The organism is Ferrimonas sediminum (assembly GCF_900100175.1).
Lineage (GTDB): Bacteria > Pseudomonadota > Gammaproteobacteria > Enterobacterales > Shewanellaceae > Ferrimonas > Ferrimonas sediminum.
In genome coordinates this window covers 127,197-146,403 of the sequence record NZ_FNEM01000005.1, presented here as the reverse complement: position 1 = coordinate 146,403, position 19,207 = coordinate 127,197, and the positions used below count along the sequence as shown (strand labels likewise).

Sequence of the window (19,207 nt, the reverse complement as noted above, 5' to 3'; positions counted from 1 at the left end):
AGAATGACTTTTACGAAAATTGATAAAGTGAGCGGGGTTGCTGTCGCTCATTGAGCAGATAGTCAATGAAATCCGCCAGTAGGCGACGGTGCAGCGGCCGAGTGGAATACACCAGCCACAGGGGCTCGTTACTGCGCGGGTCGTGGTCAAACAGCGGTACCAGGCGGCCGGCCTCGATGAGCGGTTGGGCCATCAGGCTTGGCAGGTAGCCGATGCCCTGTCCGGACAGCAACAGATCCACCAGCATCGAGTACTGGTTAATGGTGATGTCCCCCCGAACCCGGGTGACCGGGTTACCGCGGGTGTGCCAGTGGTCGTCCAGCAGGCCACCGGGCAGGCGATAAATAATGCAGGTGTGACCGGATAGCTCTGCGCTTGAGGCGGGACGGCCCCGCTGCGTCAGGTAGCCGGGGCTGGCCACCACCAGGCGTTTCATGGTGCCCAGCCTGTGGACAACCTGGTTGGAGCGCGGCTGGTTGCCGATACGAATGGCCAGATCAACGCCGTTTTCGCTCAGGTCTAACTCCCGGTCGGAGATGACGATATCAAATTGTACTCCGGGATGGCGGTGTTGAAACTGCAGCAGCAGCGGCAGCAGATTGGTGTCGGGAAACAGTTGAACCCGCAGCCTGCCTTTGGGAGCCTGCGATACGCCTTTGAGTTCGGCGATGGCGTCGTTGATGCCCGCGACCATCGGCAATGAGCTCTGGTACAGCTGGCGGCCGGCTTCGGTAATCTTCAGTTTGCGGGTGGTGCGCACAAACAGGGCTAAGCCGATGCCTGACTCCAACTGTTTGATGCGGCGGCTGACGGTGGCGATGGGCAGGTTGGCAATCTGTGCTGCCTGGGTAAAGCTGCGGCTGTCCGCCACCAGTTGGAACAGCTGCAGATCTTCGAGTTTCATGGCCACCCCTGAATCGGCACATTGGGCCCGAACGGGCGGGATCCCGGGCCGTCAACGCCAATCTATGCAGGGAGAGTGCATGGGGGTTGATGAAACACGACCCGGGATGATGGCCATGGTAAGACCTGGGGGCCCGGGCATAAACCCTCTCTCTCCAGAATCACTTTTACAAAATATGATAAAGTGTCGGGTCGTTTTTGGTGGCGGTCAGAATGAACTCGATGAAATCCTTCAGCAGTCGTGTCTGCAGTTGCCGACTGGAGTAGATCAGCCAGATCGCCTCGCCAAAGCTGGGGTCCCCTTCAAACAACTGCTCCAGTTTACCCTCCTGTATTAAGGGGAGGGCGATCAGGTTGGGGAGAAAGCCGATGCCATGGCCGCTGAGAATCAGATCGCTGAGCATCGATTGTTGATTGACGATAAAGTCACCCTGAACCTTGACCCGGTTGTGGGGGTCCACCTGCCAGTCGTCGTCCAACTGGCCGTTGGGCATACGGAATAACACGCAGTTGCGTTGACTCAGCGCCTCCGGGCGCTCCGGTCGTCCATGCCTGGCCAGATAGTCCGGGGATGCGACCACCAGCCGGCGCAGGGTACCGGCCTGCCGGGCCACCTGGCTGGAGTCCCGTTGTTTGCCCAGCCGCATGCCGAGGTCAAAGCCGTTTTCCACCAGATCCAACTCCCGGTCGGATACCACGATGTCAAAGGTCACCCCGGGGTGACGTTGCTGGTATTGCTGCAGTAAGGGCAATATCAGATTGGAGTCGGCAAACATCTGAATCCGAAGGCGACCCTTGAGTTCCTGTTGGGCTCCCTGCAGCTCCTGCAGGGTGTTATTCAACTCATTGAGCAGGGGGCGGGTGCGTTGATAGAACTGATCGCCGGCCTCGGTGATTCGCAGTTGGCGGGTGGTGCGCTGAAACAACATAAAGCCCAAATCCTGCTCCAGCGCCTTGATGCGACGGCTGACGTTGGCCACCGGCAGATCGGAGATGGAGGCTGCCTGAGTAAAGCTCTGGCAGTCGGCCACCAGGTGGAACAGGCTTAGGTCTTCGGTTTTCATGAGGCGTTTCTCCCTGTAGAACTCTAAATTATACCATTGATTTCTTATGGGTTACTGAACGCCGGTGCAGAAATCCGCTTGCGCGTATCCGCGGTGTCGTTCGCCTTGTCTTACGGGGAACAGTCGGTACCATGGGGCAGGGATTACCTGGCCAGGGAGTACTATGGAGTCGTTGCTTTTGCCGGTTCGGCAGTTTTTGTGTTGTGCCACCCCGGCAGCCTGGATTGAGCTGGCCCGTCAACCCGAGCATCAGGCGGTGATCCTGCAGGATCATCTGTTGTGCGAATTGAAGGCCGCGCAGTCGGCGGCCTGGTTGCTGCGCCGTTATGTGCTGGACGAAAGCAGCAGTCAGCGGCTGCATGCCTGCCTCGCTCCCTACTCGGCCACCGTGTATCAGCCGCAGCGGCTGGCCCGGTTGCCCCGTCCGGAACTCAGCCTGTCTGAGTTGACGCTTCGACAGGGCTCTTCCTGGTCCAGGGCCCTGCTGGACAAAATGGTCAGACTCATCAAGGAGGAGCTGCATCACTTTAACCAGGTGCACAGTCTGATGCAGTCCAGGGGCATCGCGGTGCGTCCGCTGTCCGCGTCGCGCTATGCCGCCGGATTGTTAAACGAGGTGCGCACCTTTGAGCCCCAGGCGCTGGTGGATAAATTGATCATCGGTGCCTACATCGAAGCCCGTTCCTGCGAGCGTTTTGCGGCTCTGGCACCGCATCTGGACGGGGAGCTGCAGCGTTTCTACCTGTCGTTGCTGCGATCCGAGGCGCGCCACTTTCAGGACTATCTGACGTTGGCACAGTTGATCAGTCCGGAGCCCATCGAGCCCCGTATCGAGATCATCGGTGCGCAGGAGCGCCGGTTGATCGAGTCGGCGGACGTTCAGTTCCGGTTTCATTCCGGTGTGCCGATACCCAGCCGGTCACCAGCAGCCCCAGTGCAGCAAAGTAGCTGATGAAAATGGCGCTCATGCCCGGTTGGCTATGCCAGTAGAAGGTGTCGAAGGCGATGAGGCTGTCGGACAGCAGGAATAGCACTGCGCCGGCCTGGGTGGCGGGATTGAGGTTGGCACGCAGCGCCCCCATGACCATGGCGGTCAGCAGCAGGCTGTAGAGGCCGATAAAGGGCGCACGCCAATCGAAGAAGGGCCACAGCAGCCACAGGAAGATCACTGTTCCCACCGGCATTCCCAGCCACTGCCAGGGTGGCCGGATGGCGGGACGGCGCCAAAACAGCCAGCACAACCCTAGCTGAGTGACAGCAAAGGCGGCCAGTCCCGGGTGCAGGTGGGAGTAGTGGCCAAAGTCCAGAAAAATATCACCGATGGCCGCGGCCAGTAATGCAATGGCCCAGGGCGCACTGTCGCGGCGGGGAAGCTGTCCATGGCAGTAGACGGCCAGAAGCAGCGCCGGCAGCGCTTTGAGCAGGTAGCTGAACGGGTAGGGGCGCCACGCCTCCGTCAGGGTGTAGGCGACGGCGCAGGCGAAGGCGCCGGTCAGCAACCAGCGGGACTGATTCATTCCATTCCTTGAGAGTTATCAGGTTTACTCTTTTTTGACATATTTTTCAGTAAGTTCCAAGTCACTGTTGCGATAGGGTGACAGTGCTGCAGTCTGTGAAAGTGACGACATTTATGTTGTTACCTTATGATTTTAAAGCTAATTTCTCGCAGCGGGCGACTCGATGTAGGCGATTGAAGTGGAACATACTTTTTATCCTAAAACTGTCTGAAATTGGTCATTGATCCAGTACAATGTCCGCGATTCTAGCGTGGTACCCGGAAAATAATAATGAAATCAGACATTGCCATCTCTCAATCCGCTTGTTTATCCGCAATCACTGACGTTGCGGCCGCCGCTGGCATTCAGCCACAAGAACTGATCCCCCAGGGGCAATACAAAGCCAAACTGAGTTATTCACTGCTTAACCGTGCCAGCAACGCGCCACAGGGCAAGTTGGTGCTGGTGACGGCCATTACCCCCACTCCGTTAGGCGAAGGCAAAACGGTCACCACCATCGGCCTGTCTCAGGGGCTGAAAGCCATTGGCAAGAAGGTGATGGCCTGCATTCGCCAGCCCAGCATGGGCCCGGTGTTTGGTGTAAAAGGCGGTGCCGCCGGCGGCGGTTACAGCCAGGTGGCTCCCATGGAGGAGTTGAATCTGCACCTGACCGGTGACATCCATGCGGTCACCGCTGCCCATAACCTGGCGGCGGCGGCCATCGATGCCCGTTTGTATCACGAACTGCGCCATGGTGAGGCGTTCGAAGCCAAAACCGGAATGACGCCCCTGGGGCTACAGGCCGACTCCGTGGTGTGGGGGCGGGTGGTCGACATGAACGACCGCGCCCTGCGTAAAATCACTATTGGCCAGAATGAGCCTGGCAAGACCATCAATGGCATCGAGCGTGAGTCCGGCTTTGACATCTCTGCGGCGTCGGAGCTGATGGCCATTCTGGCCCTGGCCAGCGATCTCAAAGACCTGCGCGCCCGCCTGGGCCGGGTGGTGCTGGCCTACAGCAAAACCGGCCAGCCGGTTACCGCCGAAGACATCGGTGTCGCCGGGGCGATGGCGGCGATCTTGCGCGATGCCGCCCAGCCGACACTGATGCAGTCGCTGGAAGGAGTGCCGACTCTGGTGCACGCCGGCCCGTTTGCCAACATTGCCCACGGAAACTCCTCCATCATTGCCGATCGTATGGCCCTTGGGCTGGCGGATGTGGTGGTGACCGAAGCCGGATTCGGCTCCGACATGGGCTTTGAAAAGGCGTGCAACATCAAGGCCCGGGCCGCGGGGCGTGGACCGGATGCGGCGGTGGTGGTGGCGACCCTGCGTGGCCTCAAGGCCAACTCGGGCCGCTACGACCTGCGTCCGGGGCAGCCGCTGCCGGAGTCGATCTTCAACGAAGATGCCGAGGCCCTGGCCGGCGGCTTTGCCAACCTGAAATGGCACATCGACAATGCCGCACGCTACGGGGTACCGGTGGTAGTGGCGCTGAACCGCTTCCCCGATGACAGCGATGCCGAGCTGCAGTGGCTGGCCGACAAGGTCAAAGAGGCCGGCGCCCAGGTGGCGTTGTCCGAAGCCTTTGCCAAAGGCGGCGAAGGGGCCATCGAACTGGCACAGGCGGTGATGGCCGCACTGAGCCAACCGGCCCAGTTTGCGCCCCTGTATCAATGTGAGCAGCCTCTGGAGCATAAGTTGCTGACCATGGCGGAAGTCGCCTACGGCGGCAGCGGCATCGAGTTGTCCGAGCAGGCCAAGGCCGACATCGAGCGCCTGACCGAGCTGGGTTACGGTGATTTGCCGGTGTGCATGGCAAAAACGCCACTGTCCATCAGCCATGACCCGGCCCTGAAAGGGGTGCCCACCGATTTTGTGGTACCGGTTCGTGGTCTGCGTTTGTGCGCCGGTGCCGGCTTTATCTATGTCCTGACCGGCAATGTGATGACCATGCCGGGCTTGCCGGAAAAGCCGGCCTATCTCAGCATCGATATCGATGAGGACGGCAACATCGTCGGCATCGACGAGTAGGCTGTGGCGACGGTGCGCCGGATTGCCGGGGCGCCGTGTTACTGCCCGGGTAGACAACATAGCCACCGCAATCAGCGTTGGCTGTGATACTCTAAAGAGACTGATTTCGTCGAGTTTGTGTAGTTATGAAATACCAGATTGTTCCTGTTACCCCGTTTCAGCAAAACTGTTCCCTGGTGTGGTGTTCCCAGACCAACAAAGGGGCGGTGATCGATCCGGGTGGCGATATTGAGTTGGTTGAAGCCGCCATCGCCTCCCTGGGCATTGAGGTCGAGAAGGTGCTGCTGACCCATGCGCACATCGATCATGCCGGAGCCTCACGGATGCTGGCGGATAAGCTGCAGGTTCCTCTGGTTGGTCCCCATAAGGCCGATCAGTTCTGGCTGGATCAACTGCCACAGCAGGCACAGATGTTTGGCCTGGCCCTGACCCAGGCGTTTCAGCCGGATCGCTATCTGGAGGATGGTCAGGCGGAAGCCGTGGGCAACCTGACCCTGAATGTGCTGCACACTCCGGGACATACCCCGGGCCATGTGGTGTTTTACGAGGCCGACAGCGGTACCGCCTTTGTGGGCGATGTGCTGTTCAGCGGCTCCATCGGTCGTACCGATTTTCCCATGTCCAACCATGGAGACCTGATCGCCTCTATTACTCAGAAGCTGTGGCCTCTGGGGGATGCGACCGAGTTTGTGCCCGGGCATGGTCCCAACTCCACCTTTGGTGCCGAGCGTCGCTCCAACCCCTTTGTGGCGGACGCCGTGCTGGCAGGCTGAGTCTGTACCCTTCGTCGATGAGAGCCGGCCAGGAGCCGGCTTTTTTGTGGCTGGCGCTTAAACTCTGTTCAATGAACCCGCCTCATTTGCCCGAGATCAAACCAGGGGTCGCTGACCGGGGTCGCTGAGCCGAATCACGCTGCCAGCGTGTTAGGCTGGGCGCTTTGACACATCATTCCATGGAACCCTCATGAAGTATCAGGTCGTACCGGTGACCCCGTACCGGACTAACTGCACCCTGTTGTGGTGCCGCAAAACGCTGCAGGCTGCCATTATCGATCCCGGCGGCGATCAGAGTGACATCATCAACGCTGTTGAAGCCAATGGACTGACGGTGACCCAGGTGTGGCTGACCCATGGTCATATCGATCATGCCGGGGCAGCCAAAGTGCTGGCGGAGCGACTCGGAGTGGCGGTGATAGGGCCGCACCGGGATGACCAGTTTCTGCTGGATGACCTGGAGCAGGAAGCGAGAACCTACGGGTTTCCGGTGCACTCCAACTTTGTGCCGGATCGCTATCTTAATGATGGCGATCAGCTGAGTGTCGGCGAGCTGAGGTTTGAGGTGCTGCATACGCCCGGCCACACGCCCGGTCATGTGGTGTTTCATCAACCTGATGCCGGACTGGTGTTTGTGGGCGACCTGATTTTTGCCAGTTCCGTTGGCCGGACCGACTTTGAAGGCGGCAACCAGGCGCAGTTGCTGGCCTCCATCACCGGCAAGTTGTGGCCCCTGGGGAATGAGACCGAGTTTGTGCCCGGGCACGGGGCAAACTCCACCATCGGCCGTGAACGCCAGCTTAACCCCTATGTGGCGGACAGTGTGCTGGGCTGAGCGGGCTCGGCCAGAGACAAAAAAACCGGCCTCAGGGCCGGTTTTTTTGTGGGCTACTGTTGCCAGAGCTTGGGTTGGTGTTCGGTATTGACGATGTCATAGAGCACGTAGGCCAGAAAGGGCAGGCCGGCGGTCAACATGATCTGGGCCACCAGCAGGGCATTGGGGCTGTCGAACAGCACCGGGCTGATTAAATCGGTCATGTCAGTCTCCTGGGTATCAGAGCTGGCGACTCTCGTGTCCTTTGGGAGCGCGGAGCGTGGGCCGATCGGAGCGTCGGCGCTGACCCAATCAGGGGCGGGCCGCCGTGACGCTGATCCGTGTCAGATCGGTCTGTTTCGATTCGGGAGGGAGTATGGCGTAGCCCGGATGGCCAGGCAATCAATGGGCCAAATCAATGCGCAAGTGATTCAGTTTGGGTTAAGACCGCGCTCTAGAGGCGAAAAAAAGGCCGGCAATGCCGGCCTTAGTCACAGACGCTGTGGTTACAGCTTGTAGTTGAACGACAACATCACCATGTGGGCGTTGTAGTTGCTGTTGAGATCGCCCAGGGTGATCAGGTCAGCAACGGTATCGGCCTCAACCACGGCGTAGTCGGCATCCTGGTAGCGCTCATAGCGGTAATCCAGGCGCAGCGACATGCTGGTGCTGAGGGCGTAATCGCCATACAGGTTGAAGTTGTGGCTGGTGGCGTAGTAGTCATCGTACTCGCTGAAGCCAGACACGGTATCGCTGTTGGAGTCGGCGTACACGTAGTCACCGCCCAGTACCAGCTTATCGGCCAGCAGGCCGGTGTAGCTGAAGCCCAGGCCGGCGTTGAGGAACTCATCCTCTACCGTGGCTTCCCAGGCGGCCGGACCGGTCACGGACCCGCCTTGCTCTGAGGTGATCCACTGTTGGCCGACGAACAGGTGAGTAGAGAACCGCTCGGTGTGCTGGAAGGCCAGGGTGACGTCATAGCCGTAGTCTTCCGCTTCGGTCAGGCCCACTTCCGACTTGTCGTAGTCGTCCAGAGCATAATGACCGGTGAAGTCCACCGACAGCTTATCCAGCGGGTTATGGCTGACACGCAGTTCCACTTCGGAGCGGTCACGATCGGCCAGGTAGTAACGACGCATCAGGTCGTTGTTGTTGCCGGTGACGCTGTAGCTAGAACCGTCGCGGCTGCTGAATCCGCCTTTCAGGGCGATGTCCCAGGCATCGAATGCGGTGACACGGAAACGACCCCAGACGGCGTCATCGGTGGTGTCTTCGCGATCCTGACCGGTGCGGGTCACTTCCTTGCGGTCGTAACCGGCATCGACCCGATAGCCGGAGGCGATGCGGTAGCTGCCACTCACCTTATAGGTGGTGCGCTCGGTGTCGTAGGCCACATACTCACTGGCGTTGCCGGAGTTCGGATCCACGGTGACCTGAGTGGTCAGTACGGTCGACTTGTTGTCGCGGTCGCTGTAGTCCACACTGGCGCCCAGACGCAGCTTGTTGGTCACCAGAGAGGTTACCTTGAAGTTGGCGTCCAGAGTTTCAACTTTGCCATCAAAGCCGGTGATGCCGTTATTGATGGACAGCAGGTCGTCGTCCTGGGTCATCTCGCCGGTGGAGAAACGACCGGCCAGGTGGGTACGACCGATGCTGTACTGACCGTTCAACAGAACCTGATGGGCTTCGTTGCTCGGGGCATCCTGATAGGCGCCGGCAAAGCTGCCGAAGTTCAGGGCAGAAACGTCGTTGTCGTACTTGGAGCCGATGTAGGCCAGGCTGGTGAACCAGCGCTCGCCGTTCAGCTTGACGCCGGCTTTCCAGTTATCGGTGCTGCTGTCGACCGGTTTGGCGATGTTGGTCGGCGTGCCGCCATAGATGGAGGCTTTCTGGCGACCGGTTTTGTCTTCGCGTTTGAAGCTGGCAAAGGTTTGCCACATCTCACCGCCGAAATCGAACGCCATGCCGTAGCGCTCGCGCTCGGTTTTCAGCTCGACGTCGGTCAGTTCACCCTTAACCAGGGTATCGCCCACGGGCAGGTATTCGGTCTGGGCGTTGGCGTTATCCACCCACACCAGCTTGCCGTACTCCAGAGCCACGTTCCAGGTGTCGCCGTGTCCGGCAGACAGGGTGGCTTCGCCGTTGTCCATGCCCAGGTTACGGGCTTCCAGCGAGGCCTGATAACCGGACTCGGCCAGATAGTGCAGGTCGGAGTTGACGGCGCCAACGGCACCATCTTCGGCGCCAAAGGTGTTGGCGGATCGCTCGTTACTGCTCTCTACCATGCCGGCGGCGATGCCGACCGAACCCCGGGCACCGTACTCGACGGTACAGCGTTTACAGGCCCACTTGTCGGTGTTGACCTTATCAGTGTTGGCTTCCTGCAGGCTGTACCCACCGGCCATGGCAACACTGGAGACACCGGCCAGGGCCAGCGTAATCAGATTTAAACGAAATCTCATGTTACCTCTCCTTAGTGCTGCAGCGCTTTGCCAGAGGGGTGATTAGACCCGTGAATCTGGCTGTGGCAGTTCAAACAGCTCTGGCCGGCGGTGAAGACGCTGGGCTTGCCGTTGATGTTGTTGCCGCTGTGAGGATTGGTGTGACACTGCTGACACAGCTGAGGAGCACGGTTTGTCAGCATGCCTTCGTTCACACTGCCGTGGGGGTTATGACAGGCTGAGCAGTCTTCCGCAACAGGGGCGTGCTCCCACAGGAAAGGGCCGCGCTTCTCGGCGTGGCACTCGTAACAGGTGTCGTTGGTGGAGACCTGGTTTAAGGCCGCCTCGGACATGGAACCGTGAGGATTGTGGCAATCGGTACAGGTCATGTCTGCCCACTTCAGCGGGTGCGAGGAGCGCTTGTTCATGTCGGCCTTCTGGCGGGTATGACAGGCGGTACAGGCGTCGACTTCAGTCACCTTGTCGAGGATAGGATCCTTTTCAACGTGCACCTGGTGACAGGAGGCGCAAGCCACCTCTTCCAGGTTGTGGGTGCTGGAGTGCCAGGCCATGCGCTCGCCATCCTGGTGACAGGACAGACAAACACTGTTTTGCTTGGCCGCCGGAACCGGGGCGTCGGTGCCAAACTGGATCATCGGCTCTTTGCCACCGCGGTTGTGCTTGCCCTGAGGGCCGTGACAGGCTTCGCACTGCAGGCCGGCCATGGGGCTCTTGCTGCTGGTGCTCTGACCGTGAACACCTTGGAAGATGCCCATGACCTGCTCACTCTTGCGGTGACACATCAGGCAGCCATCGGCGCCTTTTTTGGAGTATTTGCCTTCGGCAAACTTAGTGTCCAGAATCTGCTCAACCTCGGCGTCGGGCATTTTGTCCCATGGTGCTGCGGTCGCACCAAAACCGGCAACCAGCGCAGCGCCGGCCAGCAGGGTGGTTAACCATTTCATCTGTTTCATAAAGGATTCCTAACTCGGGTCCACAGAAGGGGAGGGCCAGGCCCTCCCCATCGGCTTAGAACTTCACGTTGCTGTGGTCAGCCACATCAGGGGCGTGACAGACGAAGCAGTTCTCTGCAGAAACAGCCAGCTGGGCATCGGCTTTGTCGACGTTGAATTTGCCGTTACCGAGGGTTTCGCCGGTCATGTGGTCGATGGCGCTTGCGTAGCTGTGGCAGCTGGCACAGGTGGCCGTGATAGGCGTTCCGTACAGGCCGTCAGCGTAAGGGTTGGCACCGGCACCTGTGTTGATTGGACCCTTCTTGGCAAAGGCATCCAGGTTGAAGCTGGTATGACACTGGGTACAGTCGCTGATGATGTTCTTCTCACCGTGTACCACGTGCAGCTTCTGCTCGAAGGCGCCGTTGTTGTTGAAGGCGTAGGTGCCGTCAGGGGTGTGACAGGTGACACAACCACTCAGACCGCCTTCCAGATCGTCCATAACGAAGCCGGAGTGGTAGCCTTTGTGAATCTGCCAGTTGTCGTTGTGGCAGCCGGCACACTTGTTGAACTCCAGGGAGTCGGTGTGGCGGGTGCTGTTGGCTTCACCGGACTTGGTAACGAACGCCATGTTGGCCTTCATGCCGGTGTAGTTCGCTTTGTCGTCAGGGTTGGCAACATCGGCGCAGTCTACGATGGCATTGCTCTGAGAGCAGACAGCCAGACCAATGAAGGAGAAGGCGGTGTCGGCATCGGAACCGGCGGCGCCGTACGGCAGTGGGTCACCGTTATGGTCAACCACAGGCATCACGAAGCTGCCATCGACGATGGTGGTGCCGCTCGCCAGTTCGCCATTAACAACGGCGTCTTGGTGGCTGCCGGCGCCGTAGCTCAGAACCGGGTAGTTCGGACCAACGTTGGTCAGCACTTCGATGCGCTTGATCTGAGGCAGAACCTGATCGGCGGCCAGTTTCTGGCCAGCGGCATCGGTGATGGTAACAGTGATGCTGGTGCTGTCGCTGGTGGCATCGTAGCTCAGCTCGGCTTCGCTGCCCCACTGGCTGATTACGGCGGCGGCATCGTTCCACTCACCCAGGTGCGCTTCGATGGTGCCTTTGACCACGCCAGTGCCTTCAGGGGTGTGGCAAGAGGCGCAGCGGGAGCTGTCGGCCTGTTCCAGGATGTGGTTGTTGTCGGCGTGACAGCTGGAGCAGTTCTCTTTGGAGGGAACCGCAGACCAGTTGCCCCACTCGGTGATTGCCAGTTCGTCGGCCGGAGCCGAGGTTTCGTGACAGACGTTACAGCTGCTCAGCTCAGTAGGGTACTGAATGTGGCCATCGGCGTCTTCGGCGGCGGCCACTTTGTGCACATCGTGTACCAGCACGGCAAAGGAGCGGCTGGTGCGGCCGCCATCGGCTTTCATACCGTCGTGGCAGCTGGCACAGGTTTCAGGCGACGTGTAGCTGTGTTTGATGGCGATGTCGTCGCCGTGACAGGCTGCACAGGCGTCCGCAGCGACGATATTACGGGTGTAGTCGGCGTCTGCGCCGGCAGCGTTGTAATCGAAGGCCACTTCTGCATTCGGTACGCTGGTGGTGCCATCAACCAGAGTGCCAGCCGGTGAAACAATGTTCAGTCGGCGGGTGAAGTTCGGATCCAGTTCGGCCTTTTCCAGGCTGGTAAAGGTCACGGTGTAGTAGCCGTTTTTCTGGTCCACAATCTCTGCGGCACCGTACTTGCTGTTATGGCCGGCAACTTGCCACTTGCTGGGATCGCCAACGACGTTGTGCCCGGCGGGCAGCAATTGAGCCACGTTGACTTTCAGGCCCTGCAGGCCGACAACGGCTTCGTCGTCTTCGTTGGTGGCCAGTAGGGTAAATACCGGCAAGCCATTGGTGAAGCTGGCGTCAGTGACACTCAGGTTCAGCGTGGATACGGAAGTGGCAGGCTCGCCACCTGGGCGACCGGGGTTGCCGGCGTTCCCGTCGTTGCCATCATCGCCGCCACAGGCGGTCAGCGCAGCACTGACTACCGCAGCGGTAGCCAGCAGGCGCCAGTTAGGTTTGTTCATCATCATCATCAATTTCCCTGCTTTTTTTTGGAGGCGGCTACGTAACGAAGTAACCACCTTGCCAATCAGTGCTTTAGTCTTGATTAAGATTCGCTAAAGCACTTATTCGAGGTAATTTATATCAACTTCCTGTGTCTATTACTGTGATGTGCATCAGTGATTTACATTGCTTTACCCCAAAAGGGGTAGGGGACACATTTTCGTCTCCGTGCAATAACTTAGTTGTAAAAACTGCATTTGTGAACTGAATTCGATGGCGAGGCTGAACTTGAGCTGAATCCATGGGGAGCGGACACTATTTTGGCTCGGGATTTTGAGGTGTGTGAGCAGGAATGCCCGAGTTTTGCCGAGCAATAAAAAAGCGGCCCGAAGGCCGCTTTTACATTTTGTTGCAATTCGGTCTTAGTGACCGGTGCCCCAGTTGGCGTGAGCTTCCAGCAACTGGCTGTCGCTGTGACAGGTTGCGCAGCTCTCGTTCACCTGAGCAGGGTACTGGCTGGCCGGTACACCAATGGTGTTGATGTCGCCGTCATGGTCGATGATGCCACCCATGCCGTCGATGTGAGCAACGGTGGAGGCATTGAGGCCATAAGGAGGCATGTGGCAGCTTACGCAGGCCGCAGTCTGCGGGGAGACCAGCAGTTGCTCGCTGCCATCGGCGGTCTTACCGAAGGCCACAGGCTGGGCATCGGCGGTGTTGGCGATGATAGACAGAGAGTAGCCGTTCTCACCGTGACAGGTGGCACAGTCGGTCTTCTTGAAGAAGTCGCCGATGTAGTGCTTGCTGTGAACCACTTTGGCCAGGTTGGAGGTGACACCGGAGGAGGTGGTGCGAGTGCCGTTGTGGCAAGTCGCACAGCCGTCCATGTCGTTGGTGAAGCGGTGCTTGATGTCCGTGGTGTGACAATCCTGACAAGCGCTCATCTCCGCATGCTGAACACGGGGAGTGTCAGCAACGGCAGTGCCGTCCTGCTGGAAGTAGAAGGTGTCGCTGACCAGGTAAGGGGCTTCCTGACCATCCAGGTTGCCGTCGCCGTCAACCACGCAGTCGGCGCGCACGCCTTTGCCTTCGAAGCAGACGTGCAGCTGGCTGCTCAGGGTGAGGGTGGCACCGGCGTCAACCAGTTCCTTGACCTTGAACGCGCCGTCGTTGATAACTGCCTCGATGCGACCGTCACCCAGCTGGACAAAGTTGTCGAAGCCTACTTTCTGATAGTTGACCAGGAAGTCATCACCCAGTACGCCGTTCAGAACGATGGCACTGTTGAAGCCGCCGTACTTGTATGGGCGAGGGTCAACCTGAGTCAGTGGCACCAGATCTTCACCGTCCAGGATCTTGAAGGTGGTGGTGATGGACAGGCCGTCGGCAGCGACGGTCATATCATCGAAGACCACTTTCAGGGTAGCGGAGCGGGCGGTGTCGTTCTGGGTGTAGTGACCGGCTTCGGCACCACGGGCACCGTTGGCATTGTGGCAGGACACACAGTTGGTGTATTCCGGCTTGACGGCTTCACCGCCCCAGTGCCAGCTTGGAACGCCGTAGACGCTGTTGTGGCAGTTCAGGCAGGTGGCGCTGTCCTTGTCGGCTTTCCAGTGGTCAGCCAGGGGCAGGGCCTCGTCGGCCTGGTGGCAGGTCTGACAGTTGGACGCGTTCTGAGGGAAGATACCGTCGTCGGCGAAGAAGGAGTGGCTGTGAATGTCGTGAGCCATGCCTTTGATGGAACCATCAAACACCATGGTGCCGGTGACATTGCCATCGCCATCTTTGATGTCTTTGTTGTAGCTGTTGTAGTCGGCGTGACAGAAAGTACAGGACTCCAGGGTCACGTGCTTGCCGCCGTGCTTGGCCAGGGCGCCATCATGGCCCGGGCGGTGACAGCTTTGACAGGTGGTGTCGGCGATCAGCTCTTTCGGACGCGGCTGGGCCGTGTCGGAGGCGGGCTGCCAGTAGTAGAAGCTGTTTTCGACCAGAGTCGCGCCTTCGGCACCGGTCGCTTTCACGCCCAGGTAGAGGCCGTTGGTGGCGTCGGCTTGATAGCCGTAGTCGTACTCCAGGGTGTCGATGGCCATGTTCAGCGTCAGGCTGTAGGTGCCGTCCTGGTTGTCGGTCAGACAATCTTCGCAGTTGCTGCCCTTAAAGTAGGAGGAACCGGTGAAGTGGCCGTCGCCTTTGTCTTTGTTGAAGTAGCTCAACCAGATGTCGCGAGGCTCACCCTCGACGTCGGTGGTGCCCACTTCATCCTCATTACCCAGACGACCGAAGGAGACCGCACCGATGTCGGCGTTGGTCAGACCATAAACGGCAACGCCATTGGCGTTGACCAGGCTGAAGTTCAGTGTCAGGAACCCGTCTTCACTGACGGAGGCGGAATTGACCGTGGCTTGCACAGAGCTGGCCTGGCCAATGGCGATGCCAACAGGACCTGGCTTGCCATCTTCACCGTCGGAGCCATCAGAACCGTCGGAACCACAACCGGCCAGGGCGAAGGCCCCGATGCCGGCAAACGCCATTGCGCGCCATAAGGCAGTTTGTTTCATCATCATCATTACTATTTCCCTGCAATGTATAAAGGGTTGATTATGCAGATATCACTTTTGAGGTATGCACAATCAACATCAGAAAGATAACTCAGAGTTGAATGAATGCAACGTGATCCAACTCAACATTCCCATATGAATAATCAAATATTCGACCTGTATCGGTCTTCCGGTTCAGTTTCGTACAAAATCTGTTAAGCAACTGTAGTTCATCAGCAACATCTCGGGGGCTAACTGCTGATTTTTAAGAGGTAATGTATCTGTCGTTACGCAGTTGAAAACCGTCTTGAAATTGCACCGAAAAAGGATGATCTGGATCGCAGTGTGTAAGCCAAATTTGACCGGCAGTAGAAGAACTGTGACTTATATCATCACCTTCTAATTATGTGACAAGTAAAATTTGGAATTGAGAATTTGTGGCTCCTAATTTATTGAGCCACTGCTTTATTTCATGAGGATGAGAGATGGTAGACAACAATCAACAGTCCGGTTGGGCTAAGCTGTGGAAGCAACCCAAATCAAAATGGTTGCTGGGTATTCCACTGGGTGCGTTCCTGGCCCTGGCTATCGGCGCCGTAGGTACCGTTGGCTTTAACACCGTACTGCACGCCACCAGCAGCGACGCCTTCTGCGTTAACTGTCACGTGCCTTCTTTTGCTGCTGAAGAGGTGAAACTCAGCAAGCACGGCATGTCCAAGTCTGGCATGGTGGTTAACTGCGCCGATTGTCACGTATCCAAAGAGTTCGTGCCAAAGATGGTGCGTAAGATCTCTGCCATGAAAGAGGTGTATCTGGAGCTGAAAGGCGAGATCACCACTAAGGAAGAGTTTCTGGCCTACAAAAAAGACGGCGCCGCCCGCATCATTGCTGAGATGAAGAGCAATGACTCCCGCGAATGCCGCACCTGTCACGATGTAACCCGCATGAACTTCGACAAGCAGAAGAAGGTTGCGGCCAAGATGCACCAGAAGATGGATAAGATGGGCAAGACCTGCATCGATTGCCACAAATACAAGGTGGCCCATAAGAAGCCATAAACGACTCAACCGAACTTTGAGTGGTTAACGACGCCGGGCATTGCCCGGCGTTTTTTTTGTCCATCCCTCATCACTTCATTTAATGTGCCCTCGGCCGCAGTTGCCAACTTTCCCTTCGCTAGTGTCATTCAGCTGACAGAATTGCCGCCATCGCTGGTGTTTCATAGCCTCAAGCCAATGAGAAACCCACGACACAGGTAACGAGATGCATGAAGCGGCCCTGACCCAAAGCCTGATAAAGGTGCTGTTGACCCAGGCTGACCGGGTTAAGGCCAACTCCATTTCTCGCGTTACGGTCAAAGTTGGCCAGTTAAAGGCGGTGGAGCCCCAATCCCTGAGTTTCTGCTTTGAGATGTTCGCAAAGGACACTCTGATTGAGGGGGCGCAGCTGGTGATCGATCACGTCCCCGCTCGGGCAACCTGCCATGGATGCCGGCGATCGTTCGACATCTCCCGATTCTGCTTTCGCTGTGACGCGTGCCAGAGCCGGAATATCGAATTGATTCAAGGCGAAGAGTTGTTCATTGAAAGCTTTGAGACCTAGAGGCTGAAGTTATGAAACAAACGGAAAACGTCATTATCTATGCCGACGCAGAGCGATGTCTGGGTTGCCATAGTTGTGAGCTGGCCTGCGCGGTCGCTCATGGTGGCGAAGGTGGCCTGGTGGGGTCGGTGGTCAAAGGACTGCCGCTTCACTCGCGAACCAAGGTGGTGGTGGCGGATGAGGTGATGATGCCGATGCAGTGCCGTCAGTGCGAGAACGCCCCCTGCACCATGGTGTGCCCCACCGGCGCCTGTCGCCAGGAGGACGGCCAGGTGCAGATCGTCGAAGCCAACTGTGTCGGTTGTAAATTGTGCGTCATGGTGTGTCCTTTCGGGGCCATCACTGTGCGCCGCGACAGCCATAAGCAGGAGGAAGACACCAACAATCAGGGGGTGGCGCTGAAATGCGATCTGTGTAAGAGCTGGTGTGCCGAGCAGGGCAAGAGCGAGACCGCCTGTGTCGAAGCTTGTCCGACCAAGGCGATCAGCCTGATTAACATGCAAACCTACCGCACCGCCCTGGTGCAGGCCAGGGCGAAAGAGCTGGCTCAATCTCAAAAACACATGACCCTGACCCTGAGGAGACCCTGATGGAGATCATCGTAAAATCCAGCGACGACGCCGTTGCCGCACTGTGCCCGGTGGCGGAGAGCGAAGGTATTGCCACGGTGTTTGACCGCTATAAGGCCCAGCAACCGCAGTGCGGCTTCGGCTCTCTGGGGCTGTGTTGCCGCATCTGCTGGAAGGGCCCCTGCCGGGTCGATCCCTTTGGTGACGGCCCCAGCGAGGGGATCTGTGGTGCCAACCGCGACACCATTGTCGCCCGCAATGTGGCTCGAATGATGGCAGCCGGTGCGGCGGCTCACTCGGAGCACGGTCGTCATATCGCCCTGGCGATGCAGCGGGTGGGCAAAGGCGAGTTACCCGCTTATCAGATACGGGACCCGAAAAAGCTGACCGCCATCGCCGAGCGACTGCAGATCGACACGAAGGACAAGTCGGTACTGCAGTTGGCGCACGATGTGGCCACCAAGACTCTGGAAGATTATCAGAATCAGGATCATCACAAGGGCTGTCATTGGATCAGTGCCTCGGTACCGAAAAAGCGACTCGATAGGTTGGCCAAGCTGGGGGTATTGCCTCACAACATCGACGCCACCGTGGCTCAGATCATGGCTCGCACTCACATCGGCTGTGACGCCGAGCCGGGCAACGTCTTTCTTGGGGGGATCAAAGGGGCGTTGGCCGATTTCAACGGCATGTCGCTGGCCACCGAGTTGTCGGATGCCATGTTCGGCACGCCGGCGCCGGTGGTGACCGAAGCCAACATCGGCGTGATCGATCGCCAATCGGTCAACATCGCCGTCAATGGCCATAACCCACTGCTCAGCGAAGTGATCTGTGATGTGTCGCGGGAGATGAACCAGGCCGCCATCGATGCAGGAGCCCCCGGTGGCATTAACATCGTCGGCATCTGCTGCACCGGCAACGAAGTGATGATGCGCCACGGTGTCCCCCTGGCCACCAACTACCTGTCCCAGGAGATGGCGATCCTCACCGGAGCCCTGGACGCCATGGTGGTCGATGTTCAGTGCATCATGCCGTCGCTGCCCCAGATTGGTGACTGCTTCCACACCGAAGTGATCACCACCATGGCCGACAACAAGATGCAGGGAGCCCGCCATGTGGATTTTTGTGAGGACAATGCTACGGCCACTGCCCGCAAGGTGATTCAGTTTGCCATAGACGCGTACGGGCGCCGCGATGCCAACAAGATCAACATTCCTGACATCAAGCGTACGGCGGTGGTGGGTTTTAGCGCCGAAGCGGTGATGGACGCACTGGCACAGGTTGATGCCGTGGATCCCTTGAAACCCCTGCTGGACCACATTGTGACCGGCAACATTCAGGGCATTGCCTTGTTTGCCGGCTGCAACAATACCCAGAGTGTTCAGGATGAGAGCTACCAGAAGATTGCCAAAACACTGGCGGCCAACAACGTTCTGCTGCTGGCCACGGGCTGTGGGGCAGGCGCCTTTGCCAAAAATGGATTGATGAATCAGCAGGCCACCGAGTTGTATGCCGGTGAGGGGCTGAAGGCGGTCCTGACCGCCGTTGGCGAAGCCGCTGGCCTCAATGGACCGTTGCCACTGGTGTTGCACATGGGCTCCTGTGTCGACAACAGTCGTGCCATTACCCTGGCCACGGCGTTGGCCAATCGCCTTAATGTGGACCTGAGCGACCTGCCATTGGTGGCGTCGGCGCCGGAAGCGATGTCGGAGAAAGCGGTGGCCATCGCCTCCTGGAGCGTGGGCCTCGGGATTCCGACTCATTTGGGCACCATGCCTCATGTGACCGGTTCCCAGGTGGTGACCGAGTTGATGACCGAAGGGACCAAGGATCTGTTTGGCGGTTACTACCTGGTGGAAACTGATCCAGACTTGGCCGGCGAAAAACTGGTGGAGGTGATTCGCAACAAACGGCTTGGCCTGGGTATTTAATCAACACACCCCGGGGAAGCTCGGCCTTCCCCGGGCGGA

At 58.4% G+C, this 19,207-nt stretch carries 16 protein-coding genes; 8 read left to right on the top strand and 8 right to left on the bottom strand.

Translation table 11 applies throughout. The features are described from left to right. Positions 1–10: 10 nt before the first annotated feature. Together BLT77_RS08455 and BLT77_RS08450 are read right to left on the bottom strand one after the other, a co-directional pair. A complete protein-coding gene (locus BLT77_RS08455) occupies positions 11–904 on the bottom strand; it encodes a LysR family transcriptional regulator (RefSeq protein WP_090364701.1) in 894 nt (297 codons plus the stop codon). 166 nt (positions 905–1,070) lie between these two features. Continuing rightward, a complete protein-coding gene (locus BLT77_RS08450; RefSeq protein WP_090364699.1) occupies positions 1,071–1,967 on the bottom strand; it encodes a LysR family transcriptional regulator in 897 nt (298 codons plus the stop codon). A 163-nt stretch (positions 1,968–2,130) separates the two neighbouring features. Here BLT77_RS08450 and miaE point away from each other — a divergent pair, with 163 nt between their 5' ends. Next, positions 2,131–2,919: a tRNA isopentenyl-2-thiomethyl-A-37 hydroxylase MiaE gene (miaE, locus tag BLT77_RS08445; protein WP_090364697.1), complete on the top strand. Its 789-nt coding sequence runs from the start codon at positions 2,131–2,133 to the stop codon at positions 2,917–2,919. On the opposite strand, the gene BLT77_RS08440 is transcribed toward miaE, so the two are convergent. Further along, positions 2,804–3,484: a lysoplasmalogenase family protein gene (locus BLT77_RS08440; protein ID WP_143026588.1), complete on the bottom strand. Its 681-nt coding sequence runs from the start codon at positions 3,482–3,484 to the stop codon at positions 2,804–2,806. The two genes, miaE and BLT77_RS08440, sit on opposite strands and share 116 nt — an antisense overlap. A gap of 270 nt (positions 3,485–3,754) precedes the next feature. Between BLT77_RS08440 and BLT77_RS08435 the strand changes: the two genes are divergently transcribed. The 3 genes from BLT77_RS08435 to BLT77_RS08425 all read left to right on the top strand — a co-directional run bounded on the left by BLT77_RS08435 (position 3,755) and on the right by BLT77_RS08425 (position 7,105). Continuing rightward, complete coding sequence (locus BLT77_RS08435) at positions 3,755–5,497, top strand: formate--tetrahydrofolate ligase (RefSeq protein WP_090364695.1); 1,743 nt, start codon at positions 3,755–3,757, stop codon at positions 5,495–5,497. A gap of 125 nt (positions 5,498–5,622) precedes the next feature. Next, positions 5,623–6,270 carry an MBL fold metallo-hydrolase gene (locus BLT77_RS08430; RefSeq protein WP_090364693.1) on the top strand — a complete coding sequence of 216 codons (648 nt, stop codon included), beginning with the start codon at positions 5,623–5,625 and terminating at the stop codon, positions 6,268–6,270. Positions 6,271–6,460: 190 nt separating this feature from the next. Continuing rightward, complete coding sequence (locus BLT77_RS08425; protein ID WP_090364691.1) at positions 6,461–7,105, top strand: MBL fold metallo-hydrolase; 645 nt, start codon at positions 6,461–6,463, stop codon at positions 7,103–7,105. Between the two features lie 53 nt (positions 7,106–7,158). Here the strand turns inward: BLT77_RS08425 and BLT77_RS20260 are convergent, their stop codons facing one another. The 5 genes from BLT77_RS20260 to BLT77_RS08405 form a co-directional block, all read right to left on the bottom strand. Next, a complete protein-coding gene (locus tag BLT77_RS20260) occupies positions 7,159–7,308 on the bottom strand; it encodes a hypothetical protein (RefSeq protein ID WP_176819240.1) in 150 nt (49 codons plus the stop codon). A gap of 282 nt (positions 7,309–7,590) precedes the next feature. After that, positions 7,591–9,546 carry an MtrB/PioB family decaheme-associated outer membrane protein gene (locus BLT77_RS08420; protein WP_090364687.1) on the bottom strand — a complete coding sequence of 652 codons (1,956 nt, stop codon included), beginning with the start codon at positions 9,544–9,546 and terminating at the stop codon, positions 7,591–7,593. Positions 9,547–9,557: 11 nt separating this feature from the next. Further along, positions 9,558–10,499 (bottom strand): DmsE family decaheme c-type cytochrome, encoded by a 942-nt coding sequence (locus tag BLT77_RS08415; RefSeq protein WP_090364685.1) that lies wholly within the window; start codon positions 10,497–10,499, stop codon positions 9,558–9,560. Between the two features lie 55 nt (positions 10,500–10,554). Continuing rightward, positions 10,555–12,558: an OmcA/MtrC family decaheme c-type cytochrome gene (locus BLT77_RS08410; protein ID WP_090364683.1), complete on the bottom strand. Its 2,004-nt coding sequence runs from the start codon at positions 12,556–12,558 to the stop codon at positions 10,555–10,557. A 393-nt stretch (positions 12,559–12,951) separates the two neighbouring features. Beyond that, positions 12,952–15,096, bottom strand: coding sequence for an OmcA/MtrC family decaheme c-type cytochrome (locus BLT77_RS08405; protein ID WP_090364681.1), 2,145 nt, complete (start codon positions 15,094–15,096; stop codon positions 12,952–12,954). Positions 15,097–15,551: 455 nt separating this feature from the next. Here BLT77_RS08405 and BLT77_RS08400 point away from each other — a divergent pair, with 455 nt between their 5' ends. The 4 genes from BLT77_RS08400 to cooS all read left to right on the top strand — a co-directional run bounded on the left by BLT77_RS08400 (position 15,552) and on the right by cooS (position 19,168). Beyond that, entirely contained in the window at positions 15,552–16,124 is a 573-nt protein-coding gene (locus tag BLT77_RS08400) for a NapC/NirT family cytochrome c (protein ID WP_090364679.1), read from the top strand. Positions 16,125–16,329: 205 nt separating this feature from the next. Further along, the gene (gene hypA, locus BLT77_RS08395) at positions 16,330–16,668 is read left to right on the top strand and encodes a hydrogenase maturation nickel metallochaperone HypA (RefSeq protein ID WP_090364677.1); all 339 of its coding nucleotides are present in this window, start codon (positions 16,330–16,332) and stop codon (positions 16,666–16,668) included. Positions 16,669–16,679: 11 nt separating this feature from the next. Then, entirely contained in the window at positions 16,680–17,258 is a 579-nt protein-coding gene (locus BLT77_RS08390) for a 4Fe-4S dicluster domain-containing protein (RefSeq protein ID WP_090364674.1), read from the top strand. After that, positions 17,258–19,168 (top strand): anaerobic carbon-monoxide dehydrogenase catalytic subunit, encoded by a 1,911-nt coding sequence (gene cooS, locus BLT77_RS08385; RefSeq protein ID WP_090364671.1) that lies wholly within the window; start codon positions 17,258–17,260, stop codon positions 19,166–19,168. Before BLT77_RS08390 ends, cooS begins: the two co-directional genes overlap by 1 nt. Positions 19,169–19,207: the final 39 nt, after the last annotated feature.